General features: G+C 33.5%; 10 protein-coding genes. 8 read left to right on the top strand and 2 right to left on the bottom strand.

Translation table 11 applies throughout. The features are described 5' to 3' along the window. The first annotated feature begins 84 nt into the window (after positions 1-84). The 7 genes from ACJJV4_RS10485 to ACJJV4_RS10455 all read left to right on the top strand — a co-directional run bounded on the left by ACJJV4_RS10485 (position 85) and on the right by ACJJV4_RS10455 (position 11,046). Positions 85-894: a glycogen/starch synthase gene (locus tag ACJJV4_RS10485; RefSeq protein WP_042499589.1), complete on the top strand. Its 810-nt coding sequence runs from the start codon at positions 85-87 to the stop codon at positions 892-894. A gap of 28 nt (positions 895-922) precedes the next feature. After that, positions 923-2,596 (top strand): DUF4270 domain-containing protein, encoded by a 1,674-nt coding sequence (locus ACJJV4_RS10480; RefSeq protein ID WP_405294147.1) that lies wholly within the window; start codon positions 923-925, stop codon positions 2,594-2,596. Positions 2,597-2,608: 12 nt separating this feature from the next. Further along, a complete protein-coding gene (glmS, locus tag ACJJV4_RS10475; RefSeq protein WP_405294145.1) occupies positions 2,609-4,462 on the top strand; it encodes a glutamine--fructose-6-phosphate transaminase (isomerizing) in 1,854 nt (617 codons plus the stop codon). A 215-nt stretch (positions 4,463-4,677) separates the two neighbouring features. After that, positions 4,678-7,458 carry a TonB-dependent receptor gene (locus ACJJV4_RS10470; protein WP_405294143.1) on the top strand — a complete coding sequence of 927 codons (2,781 nt, stop codon included), beginning with the start codon at positions 4,678-4,680 and terminating at the stop codon, positions 7,456-7,458. A 1-nt stretch (position 7,459) separates the two neighbouring features. Beyond that, positions 7,460-9,022: a G-D-S-L family lipolytic protein gene (locus ACJJV4_RS10465; RefSeq protein WP_405294141.1), complete on the top strand. Its 1,563-nt coding sequence runs from the start codon at positions 7,460-7,462 to the stop codon at positions 9,020-9,022. Between the two features lie 157 nt (positions 9,023-9,179). After that, positions 9,180-10,688, top strand: coding sequence for a F0F1 ATP synthase subunit beta (gene atpD / locus ACJJV4_RS10460; RefSeq protein WP_405294139.1), 1,509 nt, complete (start codon positions 9,180-9,182; stop codon positions 10,686-10,688). Positions 10,689-10,767: 79 nt separating this feature from the next. Further along, positions 10,768-11,046 carry a F0F1 ATP synthase subunit epsilon gene (locus tag ACJJV4_RS10455; protein ID WP_304405092.1) on the top strand — a complete coding sequence of 93 codons (279 nt, stop codon included), beginning with the start codon at positions 10,768-10,770 and terminating at the stop codon, positions 11,044-11,046. Positions 11,047-11,133: 87 nt separating this feature from the next. Here ACJJV4_RS10455 and ACJJV4_RS10450 read toward each other — a convergent pair whose 3' ends face one another. Together ACJJV4_RS10450 and ACJJV4_RS10445 are read right to left on the bottom strand one after the other, a co-directional pair. Continuing rightward, entirely contained in the window at positions 11,134-11,580 is a 447-nt protein-coding gene (locus ACJJV4_RS10450) for a LexA family transcriptional regulator (protein ID WP_304405091.1), read from the bottom strand. A gap of 101 nt (positions 11,581-11,681) precedes the next feature. Beyond that, positions 11,682-12,464, bottom strand: coding sequence for an XRE family transcriptional regulator (locus ACJJV4_RS10445; protein ID WP_405294136.1), 783 nt, complete (start codon positions 12,462-12,464; stop codon positions 11,682-11,684). A gap of 80 nt (positions 12,465-12,544) precedes the next feature. On the opposite strand from ACJJV4_RS10445, the gene ACJJV4_RS10440 reads away from it, so the two are divergent. Next, positions 12,545-15,538: a DNA polymerase III subunit alpha gene (locus tag ACJJV4_RS10440; protein WP_405294134.1), complete on the top strand. Its 2,994-nt coding sequence runs from the start codon at positions 12,545-12,547 to the stop codon at positions 15,536-15,538. Positions 15,539-15,555 lie beyond the last annotated feature (17 nt).

Below are 15,555 nucleotides of genomic sequence, written 5' to 3'. Positions count from 1 at the left end.
TTTTAATGAGAATTCGTAGCAAACTAAAGGTTTTTACTGCTAATTTTTATTGAAAATAAGTTAAAAGTCATCAAAAATAAACATATGAAAGATAAGAGGGTATTATACGTATCATCTGAAGTAGTTCCTTATTTACCGGAAACAGAGATTTCGTCAATGTCGTTTGAAGCGCCAAGATTAGTAAATCAACAAGGAGGGCAAATAAGAATCTTCATGCCTCGATACGGGAATATTAATGAAAGAAGACATCAGTTACACGAAGTTATCAGATTATCAGGTATCAATTTAGTGATTAACGATTTAGATATGCCGTTAATTATTAAAGTGGCCTCTATTCCAAAAGAGCGTATTCAGGTTTATTTTATTGATAATGATGAGTATTTTAAAAGAAAAGCAACGTTAACAGATGAAGCTGGAAAATTATTTTCAGATAATGATGAGCGTGCTATTTTCTTTGCAAAAGGTGTTATAGAAACCGTTAAAAAACTAAACTGGTCTCCAGATATTATACATGTACATGGTTGGTTAGCTTCTTTATTGCCAGTTTATTTAAAAGAATATTATAAAGACGAGCCTTTATTTAACCAAAGTAAAATTGTGACTTCGATATACAATCAAAGTTTTAACAATACGTTAAATAAAGATATGATTAATAAAGTTAAATTTGACAATATTAATGAAGATGCTATAAAGGTGCTCGAAGAACCAACTTACAACAACTTAATGAAAGTTGCTATTGATTACTCCGATGCGCTAATTGTAGGGTCTGAAGATATAACAGAAGAAGTAGATGCTTACATAAAAGCATCTAATAAACCTATTTTAGAGTATAAAAGCAAAGATGAATTTGGTGAAGCTTATACAAACTTCTTTAACAACGAAGTTTTAGGCTAGCCTTCTCAAAATTCATTTAAAACAACTTATGAAAAAGACATTTAAAGCCCTTAAATTCTCTGCGGCATTCGTATTTGTATTAACTGGTTTTGTTGCTTGCGACAAAGAGTTTACAGAATTAGACAGCGCAGTTCTAGGAAAAGATAATGCTAATTTTAGCACTAATTCATACGAAATTCCTATTGTAGCCTACAATAAAAAAACAGAATCTGTACAAGTAAATGGTTTATCATCTTACTTATTAGGAGTTTTTAATGATCCAGCTTATGGGCAAACTACAGCAAGTATTGTTACACAAGTAACCCCATCTAGTTATGATCCTGATTTTGGTGATAATCCAGAGATAACTTCAGTTGTACTTACAATTCCTTACTATAGTAGAATTAATAATTACGATGAAGATGGTAATGCGGAATACACTATTCAAGATTCTCTTTATGGTGATTATGCAGGCGCAGTAAAACCGTTTAAGCTATCTATTTATAAAAACGATTATTTTTTAAGAGATACTGATCTCGACGGAGTTTCTGCTCAAAAGTATTATTCATATTCAGACGGAAGCTCTGATAATATGGTTTATAATGGGAGTTCTATTATTAATTTCGATAATTTAAAAGAGCAGTTAATTTATGGCCCAGTAAATGTAACACCTAGTAACTCTGTTATTATTACGGTTACAGATGCGGGAACTGATGATGAATTAACAACAAGAAGTGCACCAGCTTATAAAGTAGAGTTAGATACTGAGTTTTGGACAAATTTAATAATTAATAAAGAAGGCGGGGCAGAGTTGAGTAACGTAAATAACTTTAAAAATTATTTTAGAGGTCTGTTTTTTAAAGCGGAAGCGATTGACGACGACGGTAACATGGTGTTATTAAATATGGCATCTACCGAAGCCAATATTGTTATAAATTATAATTACGATTCTACAACTGTAGATGAAACTCTCGAAGGTACTTATACTTTATCTTTTGCAGGTAATACATTAAATACTTTTGTAAATAGCATTACAGAGGTTACTCTAGCAGATGGAGATGAAACTAATGGCGACCAAACTTTATACCTAAAAGGTTCAGGAAACTCTATGGCTGTTGTCGATTTATTTGAAGATGATGCCGCTAAAAAAGATTTCTTAGATAGTTTTAGAATTCCTAGTGGAGATGATTATGAAAAAGACGAGGACGGTAATTATGTTTTAAACCGTTTAGTAAACGATGCGCAACTTGTTGTGACTGAAAATGAGGTTATGCAGGCGTTTCCAGATGATTCTAATGGTAAAAATTATAGCCATTTTGATAGAATCTATGCCTACGATGTAAATAATAGTCAATCTACTATCGATTATCAATTCGATCCAATCGAATCTAGTACCGATCCGTTTAATTCTAAGATAATTAGTCTAGGTCAACGTGTTATCGATGAAAATGGTAATTATAAATATAAAATTCGTTTAACAGAGCATTTAAATAATATCTTGGTCAACGATTCAACGAACACCAAAATTGGTTTAGTTTTATCAACCAACGTGAATTATATAACAAATGCTGAAGTTGCGGATAGTGATACTGAAGATGTAACTAATGTTCCAGCAGCATCGGTTATTACTCCAAGAGGTACAGTGTTGTATGGTTCTAATGAAAGCGTTGATGACGAGAAAATAATGAAATTTAAAGTGTTTTATACAGAACCAAATAATTAAAAACATCAACATATGTGCGGAATTGTAGGTTATATTGGATACAGAGAAGCTTATCCGATAGTAATTGAAGGTTTAAAACGATTAGAGTATAGAGGGTACGATAGTGCTGGAATTGCTCTTTTTGATGGGAAAGACCTAAAGGTAGCCAAAACTAAAGGTAAAGTAGCCGATTTAGAAGAACGCGCTACTGCAGAAATAACTAAAACAGGTAGTGTTGGTATTGGCCATACGCGTTGGGCAACTCATGGTGTGCCAAACGATGTTAATTCTCATCCGCATCTATCAAATTCTGGGGAGTTAGTAATAATCCATAATGGAATTATTGAAAATTACGATGCTCTTAAGCAAGAATTAAAATCAAGAGGATATACATTTCAGTCAGATACAGATACGGAAGTTCTTATCAACTTAATTGAAGATGTAAAAAAGAAAGAAAAAGTAAAATTAGGAAAAGCAGTTCAAATTGCATTAAACCAAGTTGTTGGTGCTTATGCTATTGCTGTTTTCGATAAAAATAAGCCAGAAGAAGTAGTTGTGGCTCGTTTAGGAAGTCCGTTAGCTATTGGTATTGGTGAAAATGAAGATGAGTTTTTTATCGCTAGTGACGCCTCTCCTTTTTTAGAATACACCAAAAATGCCGTTTATTTAGAAGATGAAGAAATGGCGGTTATTAGATTCCATAAAGGAATAAAAGTAAGAAAAATAAAAGATGATTCTATCGTTGATACATACGTTCAAGAGCTTCAGTTAAATCTTGAGCAAATTGAAAAAGGTGGATACGATCATTTCATGCTGAAAGAAATATACGAGCAACCAAAAGCTATTACCGATACTTATAGAGGTAGATTGTTACGCAACGACGCTATTATAAAAATGGCAGGTATTGAAGATAACATGAAAAGGTTTTTAAATGCCAATCGTATTATCATTGTAGCTTGTGGAACATCTTGGCATGCTGGTTTAGTTGCAGAATACATTTTTGAAGATTTAGCTAGAATACCTGTTGAGGTTGAATACGCTTCAGAATTTAGATATAGAAATCCTATAATTACAGAAAACGATATTGTTATCGCTATTTCACAATCTGGTGAAACTGCCGATACTTTAGCTGCTATTAAATTAGCGAAATCTAAAGGTGCTTTTGTTTTTGGTGTTTGTAACGTGGTTGGTTCATCTATTGCTAGAGAATCAGATGCGGGAGCTTATACACATGCAGGTCCGGAAATTGGGGTAGCATCTACAAAAGCTTTTACAACTCAAATTACAGTTTTAACGCTTATGGCTTTAAGACTTGCAAGAGCAAAAGGAACTGTTAGTAGTTCAGATTTCCGTCAGCACTTATTAGAGTTAGAAATGATTCCTAAAAAAGTGGAACAAGCTTTAGAGTCAGATGCAACTATTAAAAAGATTGCAGATATTTATAAAGATGCCAGAAACATGCTTTACTTAGGTAGAGGTTTTAACTTTCCTGTAGCTTTAGAAGGTGCATTAAAATTAAAAGAGATTTCATATATACATGCTGAAGGTTACCCTGCGGCAGAAATGAAACATGGACCAATAGCTTTAATTGACGAGAATATGCCAATTATTGTTATTGCAACAAAAAAAGGACATTACGAAAAAGTAGTAAGTAATATTCAAGAAATTAAATCTCGAAAGGGTAAAATTATTGGTATAGTTACCGAAGGTGATGTACAAGTTAAAGAGTTAGCCGATCATGTTATTGAAGTTCCAGAAACTTTAGAGTCGCTTTCTCCTTTATTAACAACCATTCCACTACAATTATTATCTTATCATATTGCTGTGCTGCTAGACAAAAATGTCGATCAGCCGCGTAACCTTGCAAAATCTGTTACGGTAGAGTAATATTTTATATAAAGTTAAAATTCAATCAGCCTGATTTCAAGTATTGAAATCAGGCTGATTTTCATTTATACCACTCTTTTTTTGTCAAAATCATAATTTTATCGATGGTTTTTTGTTAATAAGTGCTATGCGCGCATAATTTTTTTACTTTTTTGTGTGTAAATAATACTTAATATACATATATTGCTATTCTAAATCTAAACTAACTAAGATAAATGAAAGCAATTCTCTCTTTTTTTATGTTGTTTTTTTGTGGCATATCCTTTTCACAAACAACAATTACAGGTTCGGTTGTTGACGATAATAGTCAGCCTATTCCTGGAGCCAATATTATAGTTCTTGGCACTTCTACAGGAAATGTTACCGATTTTGATGGTAATTTTTCTTTAACCTACAATCAAAACCCACCGTTTAAAGTTCAAGCTAGTAGTGTCGGTTTTGAAACTGTTACCATACAAGTCACAAAGCAAAATCAAAAAATCGATTTTATATTAAAAGAAGGTAACTCTTTAGATGAAGTCGTTATTTCTGCATCTAGAACTCCCGAAAGAATATTTGAATCTCCTGTTACAGTAGAACGTTTTGGGTTAAAAGAAATAAAAAATACGGCATCTGCCGATTTTTATGATGGTTTAGAAAATTTAAAAGGGGTAGATGTTAACACCAATAGTTTAACTTTTAAATCTGTAAACACAAGAGGTTTTGCAACATTTGCTAATAATAGATTTATGCAATTAGTAGATGGAATGGATAATTCTACACCAGCTTTAAACTTTCCTATTGGAAATTTAGTAGGAATGACGGAAACCGATGTTTTAAGTGTGGAATTACTTCCTGGTGCATCTTCTGCATTATACGGAGCAAATGCCTTTAATGGTATTTTATTTATGAGAAGTAAAAATCCTTTCGATCATCAAGGTATTAGTGCGTCGGTAAAAAGAGGTATTACTTCACAAGAGGCTTCTGGTGATAATGAATATACTGATGTTAGTATTCGTGCCGCATATAAGTTTAGTAATAAATTTGCTGCAAAAGTTAACTTTGGCTATTTAAAAGGAACCGACTGGGCAGCTGTTAGCGAAGAAGATAAAACTAATGTTGGAGGAACTAGAGCTAATATTGACTATGATGGTATTAATGTCTATGGGGATGAAGTATCTACCAATTTAAAAAATGTAATTGAAAGTGAAGACTTTTTAGCTCAACTTCCTAACCCTGCTTTAGCGAACCTGGTGCCTCTAGTTGAAGTAAGTAGAACGGGGTATGATGAAAGAGATTTAACGAATTATAATGCAAGCAGTATTAAATCTGACTGGGGATTGTACTACCGTCCATGGGAAAATGATTTTGAAATATCTTACGTCGGTAAGGTTGGAACGGGTTCAACAATTTATCAAGGTACAAACAGATATAATATTAATAATTTTTTTCAACAACAACATAAGCTTGAATTCAAAAATGATAATTTCTTTGTAAGAGGTTATGTTGTATCCGATAAAGCAGGAGATTCTTATGATATGGTTTTTACAGGTATTAATATTAATAGTGCTTGGAAAGATAATAATACATGGTTCGGTGAATATACAGGAGCATTTATTTCTGCAACACTTGGAGGCGCAAATGAAACTCAAGCACATGCTGCAGCAAGAGAAGTTGCCGATACTGGTAGATTTCTTCCTGGGTCTGATGAGTTTGTAGCTGCATTTAATAGAAGTATAAATGATCCAGATTTAACTACGGGTTCTAAGTTTCAAGATGCATCAAAATACTATCATGCCGATGCAAATTATAATTTCAGTCATCTTATTGATTTTGCCGATATTCAAGTTGGTGGATCTTATAGAAAATATAATTTAAATTCTTCAGGTACTATTTATACTGATATCGATGGCCCTATTACGTATTCAGAATTTGGAATTTATACTCAAATTCAGAAAAATATAGAGCTAAATGAAGAAATGGAGTTAAAATTAACAGGTTCTGCTCGTTTTGATAAGTCTGAATTTTTTGATGGATTTGTATCTCCAAGAATTTCTGCCGCCCTTACACTCAATCAAGATCATAATATTAGAGCTTCTGTTCAAACAGGGTTTAGAAACCCAACAACTCAAGATTTATTTATTGGTTTAAATGCAGGTAGAGCTATTTTGGTAGGTTCTGCACCAACCAATTTGGATAGATGGACAAGAAACTACGATTTATCGCCAGGAGGAGTTGCAGCAACAAATCAATCTTCGGTAACGCAAACGGGAGCCGCAGCTTACAATAATTCTTACACAGCGAGTTCTGCATTAGAATTAGCTGCTACAGGAAATCCAGCAGTATTAGAAGTTGCAAATCCAGATATAGTAAAACCAGAGCAAGTAACCTCCGCTGAGGTAGGTTATAGAGGTAAATTTAGCGGTATTACTATAGATTTTAGTGCATATTACAATAGTTACAAAGATTTTATCTCTCAAGAAGTTGTGGTTGCTCCGCTTTACGGAAATGTAGGTGAGCCTTTATCTATTGCAGCTTTAGCAAATGGAGATAGCCAAGCCTATAGCACATATACAAATTCTGAGGCAAATGTGAATTCATATGGAGCTTCTATTGGTTTATCAACCAAGGTATTTGGTGATTTCGATTTAAGCGGAAGTTATACTTATGCAAAACTAGATTTCGATAGTGAAGCATATCCAGATTTTACAACAAACTTTAATACGCCAGAACATAAATTTAAAGCGTCTTTTGGTAATACAGATTTGTTTAAAAACTTTGGGTTTAACGTAGCCTATAGATTTAGTGACGATTATTATTGGGAAGCAACTTTTGCTAATGGTGTTGTTCCGGAATTCCATGTTGTAGATGCACAAATTAACTTAAAGGTTCCATCTATGAAATCTATTTTTAAGGCAGGTGCAACAAATCTTTTAGGAGATGAATATTTCACCGCAGTTGGTACAGGTCATATTGGATCAATGTATTATGTTTCATGGACAATTAATAATTTATAAGATGAAGAAAATTATAAACTCAAAATATATATTAGTATTATCAGCTTTAATTGGTTTTACAAGTTGTAACGAAATTGAAGATGTTAATAGAGAAGAAGGAATTGAGGTTTTACCTGAACTAACTTCTGGATCAGCCAATTTTTCAACCTATGTGTCTCTTGGAGCATCTTTTACAGCAGGATATACAGATGGTGCGCTTTTTATGGCGGGACAAAATAATTCTTTTCCAAATTTATTAGCCAATCAATTTGCTGTTGCGGGAGGTGGAGATTTTACACAACCTATAACCAATGATAATTTTGGAGGTTTAGCAGCTGGCGGTACAAGAATAGCAGAACCAAGACTTGTTTTTGGGGGTTCTACTCCAGTGCCTTTAGAGTCTGTGGTTGGCCCAGTAACGGTGTCTACAGATATTGTTTTAAATAATCCAACAGGACCTTTTAGTAATTTAGGTGTTCCTGGAGCAAAAAGTTTTCATTTATTATCAGATTCTTACGGTAGTCTTGCTGGATTAGGTTCTTATGCTAATCCTTACTTTGTTAGAATAGCATCAAGTCCAAGTGCAACTATGTTAGGAGATGCTATGGCACAAAACCCTACATTTTTTACTTTATCAGAAATGGGAGCGAATGATGTTCTAAGTTTTGCTGTTTCAGGTGGAAGCGGAGTAGATCAACAAGGTAATTTAGATCCCTCTACATATGGAAGTAATGACATTACAGATCCTAATGTTTTTGCTAATGTGTTAAGTGGTTTAGTTTCTACTTTAACTAGTGGAGGAGCTAAAGGTGTGGTTACAAATGTGCCTTATATTACAGATTTACCACATTTTACAACAGTGCCATATAATCCAATTCCGTTAGATGCTGCTACTGCTGGCTTTTTAAATAGTGTTGCTGCTTATGGGACATATAATGGAGGTTTACAGCAGGCTTACGCTGCATTGCAAGCTACTGGTCTGTTTACTGCTGAAGAGCTTGAGAAAAGAACTATAAATTTTACTGAAGGACAAAATGCTGTTGTTATTATTGATGAAGATTTGACCGATTTGGGAGCAATTAATCCTGCTTTCGCTGGAATTCCAAAGTATAGACAAGCTACTGCAGATGATTTGTTTGTGCTTAGTTCTTCTTCTTTTATAGGAACAGAAGCTATCCCTGGAAACGCACAAAGTATAAACGGTGTTGCGGTTCCGTTAGCTGATCAATGGGTTTTAACACCAGAAGAACAACTTGCTATTAAAACTGCTACAGACGCCTACAACGTTACCATTAAAGCTGTTTCAGATGCTAATGATAATATTGCTTTAGTAGATTTAAATACTATTTTATCAGAATTAGCTACAACAGGAATTCTTTATGGTGATTACACACTAAATGCTAGTTTAGTAACAGGTGGAGCTGTTAGTTTAGATGGAATTCATTTAACAGCAAGAGGATATTCATATATGGCATACAAGTTTTTAGAAGCTATAGACACCTCTTTTGGTGCTAATTTTATTGACTCAGGTAATGTTCCAAATCCGGGAGATTATCCAACAAATTACGCGCCTACATTACAATAAAAGCGCAATTATTAAAAATATAAAAAACGTGTTCCAATGGAATGCGTTTTTTTATTATAAAAACGACTTTCATTTTAAATTAAAACCACTATATTTGCACGCGAAAACTCAAAGTGTTTTCACTGAATTAAAACGCATAATATTAAACACATAAGTAATGTCTAAAGTTACAGGTAAAGTTGCACAAATAGTAGGTCCAGTTATCGATGTTGAATTCGGAGCTGGTGCTGAACTTCCAAAAATTTATGATTCATTAGAAATTAAAAAAGCAGATGGATCGCTTTTAGTATTAGAAGTACAATCTCACATTGGTGAAGATACTGTGCGTACTATTGCTATGGATTCTTCTGATGGATTAAGCAGAGGGACAGAGGTTAATGCTACGGGTGCACCAATACAAATGCCTGTTGGTGATGACGTTTATGGACGTTTATTCAACGTAATTGGAGATGCTATTGATGGTCTTGGAGATTTACCTAAAGCTGGAGAAGCTGGGTTACCAATTCACCGTCAAGCACCAAAATTTGAGGATTTATCAACTTCTACTGAAGTTTTATTTACTGGTATTAAAGTAATCGATTTAATTGAGCCTTATGCAAAAGGTGGTAAAATTGGTTTATTTGGTGGTGCTGGAGTAGGTAAAACAGTATTAATTCAGGAGTTGATTAACAATATAGCAAAAGGACACGGTGGTTTATCTGTATTTGCTGGAGTGGGTGAAAGAACTCGTGAAGGAAATGATTTACTACGTGAGATGTTAGAGTCGGGAATTATCAAGTATGGTGATGACTTTATGCATTCTATGGAAGAAGGCGGATGGGATTTATCTAAAGTTGATAAAGCTGGAATGAAAGAGTCTAAAGCGACTTTCGTATTCGGACAAATGAATGAGCCTCCTGGAGCTCGTGCTCGTGTAGCATTATCTGGTTTAACTATTGCTGAGTATTTCCGTGATGGTGCTGGTGAAGGACAAGGGAAAGATGTATTATTCTTCGTAGATAATATCTTCCGTTTTACACAAGCTGGTTCTGAGGTATCTGCATTATTAGGTCGTATGCCTTCTGCGGTAGGTTATCAACCAACATTAGCAACAGAAATGGGTGCTATGCAAGAGCGTATTACTTCAACTAAAAGAGGTTCTATTACATCTGTACAAGCGGTATACGTACCTGCGGATGATTTAACGGATCCTGCACCGGCAACAACCTTTGCTCACTTAGATGCAACAACAGTATTGTCTCGTAAAATTGCTGAGTTAGGTATTTATCCTGCGGTAGATCCATTAGATTCTACTTCAAGAATTTTAACTGCTGATATTTTAGGTGACGATCACTATAACTGTGCACAACGTGTTAAAGAGTTATTACAACGTTACAAAGAATTACAAGATATTATTGCTATCCTTGGTATGGAGGAATTATCTGAAGAAGATAAATTAGCCGTAGGTAGAGCAAGACGTGTACAACGTTTCTTATCTCAACCTTTCCACGTTGCAGAGCAATTTACAGGTCTTAAAGGTGTTTTAGTAGATATTAAAGAAACTATTAAAGGATTTAACATGATTATGGATGGTGAATTAGATCACTTACCAGAAGCAGCGTTTAACCTTAAAGGAACTATTGAAGAAGCTATTGAAGCTGGAGATAAAATGTTAGCTGAAGCGTAAACCTAGTAAGCAGTTATAAGTCAACAGTCAGCATTACGCGACTGAATACTGAATACTGATTACGGAATACTTAAAAATTATGTATTTAGAAATTGTATCACCAGAAGCAACCTTATTTAGTGGAGAAGTAACTAGCGTTGCTGTTCCAGGAGTAAATGGCGAATTTGAAATGTTAAATAATCACGTGCCAATTATATCTATTTTAAAAGAAGGTTTTGTGAAAATTTCAGGAAACGTAGAATTAGATGAAGCGGTTCAAGATAAATTTACTAAAAACGCAAAAGGAGCAACATTGTTAAAAATTAACTCTGGAACGTTAGAATTAAAAAACAATAAGTTGATTGTTTTAGCAGACTAAAACATCAAGTTTATATTATATAAAAAATGCGAAGCTTTAGCTTCGCATTTTTTATGCTTTATATTTAAGTATAATGTGGCCTAATATTTATACCTTTTTAATTACATTAGTTACTATACCCCAAATAAGAAACTTATTATCACTAGTAATTTTAATAATAGGGTAGTTTGGGTTTTCGGGTTTTAACCACATTTCATCTTTATCCACTTTTAAACGCTTAACAGTAAACTCACCATCTAAAAAGCAAACCGCAATTTTATTATTTGTGGGTTCTATGCTTCTATCTATTACCAATAAATCGTTATCATCTAGTCCTGCACCAATCATAGATTGACCGCTTACACGTGCATAAAATGTGGTTTCCTTGTTTCTAACAAGCTCGGTGTCCAAAGATAAATGCTGTTGGCTAAAATCTTCGGTAGGAGCAGGGTAACCTGCCGAAATCCCTGTGTCGAAATAAAGCGCGCCTGAGTTTTCAGTTTCTTCAGGATTAAAAAGCGTTAAAGGTGCAGATTTTTTTAGCTGTATAGCCATCGGTTTTTTGTTTTATTTTTAATGATATTTTGGTGTTTTAAAAAATTATATAAGTATCATTATTTAGGTTGGTTATTATAATATTAAAATGAGCTCGTTGGTTACAAAACATAATTTTCTAAGCCTTTAATCGATTTTAATTCAATTTTTAGTTCTTGAAACATGTTTACAATGCTACTTAGCTTAAGTTCTTCTTGGCTATATTCCTGTGTGTTAATACAGCAAGTAAATTCCCAAATCTCCATAATATCGTCCGTTTTTACATCGTATGGTGTATATAGTTTGTTGTCAGAATGTAACTCTAAACAGTCTTTTTCTTTAATTTTATTATAAACACGTTTATATACCAAACCATCGTCTTTGGTTAGTACAATATAAGTGCGCCCGTTTTTTACATCGGTTATAGTATCTATAAATTTTGCAACAATAAAAGAACCATCTTTTACAGGCAGCATAGAGTCGCCACTTATTGGGAATGCACGATGTGTTCCTGTAGGTAAAAAGGGCAGTTTTATTTTTTGAAGTTGCTCAATATATTCCGGATCGGCATAACCTTGTAAATAACCAGCTGAAGCTTTAGAAGGCACAATTTCTATTAAATCTTCGTCCATATCGTTTACCGTTACCGGAAATAACACACGCTTGTTTCCTACTTCAATGAATGAGGTGTTTTTAGTACGACGTAAATCGTTTTTAACCAAAATATCTATTGGTATACTAAAATAAGATGAAAGCTCTATTAAACGACCTATAGGAGGTTCTGAGCGTCCTTCTTCATAAGAACCCACAATGGAGCGTGTCCAACCTAATTCGTCCGCAAAACGCTCCTGAGAAAAACTTTTCAGAGACCGTAAATGTTTAATATTCGATTGAATGAATTTCATGACTTTTTTAAATATTTAATTTGGTTTACTACAAATGTAAGCAACAATTACTTTTAAATGTAGCTAATTTTGTAAAACTTATGTATTTAAATTGTCATTCATATTATAGCCTACGTTACGGGACGATAAGTCCTGAAAAATTACTTGCCATTTCTGCTAAAAATGGTTTTAAAACTATGGCATTAACCGATATTAATAACACATCGGCATGCTTAGATTTTGTTCGGTTGTCGAAAAAATATAATATAAAACCAGTGTTAGGTGTAGATTTTAGGAATGGTGCGAAGCAACAATTTGTAATGCTTGCTAAAAATAATAAAGGCTTTCATAATATTAATAGGTACTTATCTACTTTTTTGCACAATGCTAGCCTAACAATACCAAATGAAGCGGATGTTTTAGAAGATGCTTTGGTTATTTATCCCTATAAATATGGTAAAAATTTCAACTTAAAAAAGTTTGAGTATTTAGGTGTAAAACCAGAAGATTTAAATAAAATTAAATTTTCTAAATGGAATCAAAATCGGGAGAAACTAGTTGTTTTTCAATCAGTGTCCTTTGAAAATAAAAAAGGATTCAATACACACCGTTTATTGCGTGCTATTGATAATAATACGCTATTAAGTAAACTAGATAAAAGTGAAGAAGGAAAAGAAGCCGACATCATGCTTTCTGCTAAAGTGCTCAGTGAAGTTTATAATGAATTCCCTGAAATTATTGAAAACACAAAATCTGTTTTAAATCAATGTTCTGTAAATTTTGATTTTTCGGGTGATATACCAAACAATCAAAAATCGTACACTAAAAGCGAAGATTTAGATTTTAAATTACTAAAGAAGCTTACTTATGATGGTTTAGATTATCGATATAAAAAACCCGATGGTGTTATTTTTAACCGGATAGAAAAAGAATTAAGCATTATTAAAGAGAAGAATTTTGTATCATATTTTTTAATGAACTGGAAAATTTTAAAATATGCCCGAAGTAAAAATTATTATTACGTAGGTCGGGGTAGTGGAGCTAATAGTATTGTGGCTTATTTGTTACGGATTACAGATGTAGACCCTGTAGAGCTCGATTTATATTTTGAACGTTTTATAAATTTATATAGAAAAAACCCTCCCGATTTTGATATTGATTTTTCATGGACCGATCGGGATGATATTACGGAATTCATTTTTAAAACTTTTAAAAATACAGCGCTTTTAGCGGTTTATAATACGTTTAAGTTTAAAGCATCGGTACGTGAATTGGGCAAAGTTTTTGGATTGCCAAAAGCTGAAATAGATATGTTAAGCAAAGGGCATTACAATATAAAAACCTTGGATAAACTGTCGCAATTAGTTATTGTTTACAGTGAATATATTCAGGGATTTCCTAACTATTTGGGTATTCATGCTAGCGGAATTATTATTTCAGAAAAGCCTATTCACTATTATACAGCAACGTTTTTTCCGCCGAAAGGCTTTGCTACTACAAATTTTGACATGGTAGTTGCTGAAGATATTGGACTTTATAAATTCGATATTTTAAGTCAGCGTGGTTTAGGGAAAATTAAAGATACGGTCAATATTGTAAAATATAATCATCCAGAAAAACCGCCTATTGATATACATGATATTAAAGGGTTTAAAACAGATGAAAACATAAAGCACATTTTGAGAAATGCTCAGGCTATTGGTTGTTTTTACGTAGAATCTCCTGCTATGCGTATGCTGCTTAAAAAGTTACAAGTTGATAATTATTTGGGTTTGGTGGCAGCTAGTTCTATTATTCGTCCTGGTGTTTCAAAATCAGGAATGATGCGCGAATACATTTTGCGTTATCGCAACCCGGAGCGTTGTAAAACGGCACATCCAGTTTTACTTAATATTATGCCAGAAACTTATGGTGTTATGGTGTATCAAGAAGATGTTATTAAAGTAGCACATTATTTTGGTGGATTAACTTTGGCTGAAGCCGATAAGTTAAGACGGGGGATGTCTGGTAAGTTTAGGTCGCGTGATGAGTTTTTATCTGTAAAGCAGCTTTTTTTTAATAATTGTAAGCAAAAAGGAGAACCTCTAGATGTGGTTGAAGAGATTTGGAAACAAATTGAAAGTTTTGCTGGTTATGCGTTTGCAAAGGGACATTCGGCTTCTTACGCCGTAGAAAGCTACCAAAGCTTATTTTTAAAGGCATATTACCCCTTAGAATATATGGTAGCCACTATTAATAATTTTGGTGGTTTTTATAGTACGGAACTATATGTGCATGAAGCTAGAATGCACGGTGGAATTATTGAAGCACCTTGTGTTAATACCAGTTTTAATGAAGCTTTTATTAAAGGAAAAATAATTTATTTAGGTTTTATGTTTTTGCATGGTTTAGAAGCTAAAACTATTCAAAAATTGCTTTTAGAGCGGGATAAAAATGGAGTGTTTAAAAGTTTAGACGATTTTATCGAACGCATAAATATATCAGTAGAGCAAACCGCAATTCTTATAAAAATAAATGCGTTCCGGTTTACAGGTGTTAATAAACGTGAGTTACTTTGGAGTGCGCATTTAAAAATAAGCAAAACTGTAGTTCAAGATCATGTTATTAATCTATTTGAAACCGAACGTGTTCAGTATAAAACACCCGAACTGCCAAGTACAGCATTAGAAAATGCTTTTGATGCTTTAGAGCTTTTAGGGTTTACATTATGTAATCCGTTTAGTTTGTTGGAGCAAAAAGCTGTACAGCCATTACGTGCCGCGTTATTACCAAAGTTTAAAAACAGAAATATTTCTATTGAAGCCTATTTGGTAACCACAAAAAATACGCGAACATCAAATGGAAAATATATGCATTTTGGAACCTTTTTAGATTTTGATGGAGATTTTATTGATACAGTGCATTTTCCGCCTGTAGCGAGTAAATATCCATTTCGTGGCAAGGGTATTTATACCATTACTGGCAAGGTTATCGATGAGTTCGATTGTATAACGATAGAAGTTATTACCATGGAAAAACTTGCTATTATTCAAGATCCACGGTATAGTGATCCCTCTCCAAAATTTATAACCAATACTAAATTAAAGATTGGATAGCTTTTACAAAATAAAAA

It is taken from the genome of Algibacter sp. Ld11 (genome assembly GCF_045066735.1).
Taxonomy (GTDB): Bacteria; Bacteroidota; Bacteroidia; order Flavobacteriales; family Flavobacteriaceae; genus Algibacter.
Note: the sequence above shows the minus strand (reverse complement) of the source record. Positions and strands in the feature narration are given on the sequence as shown.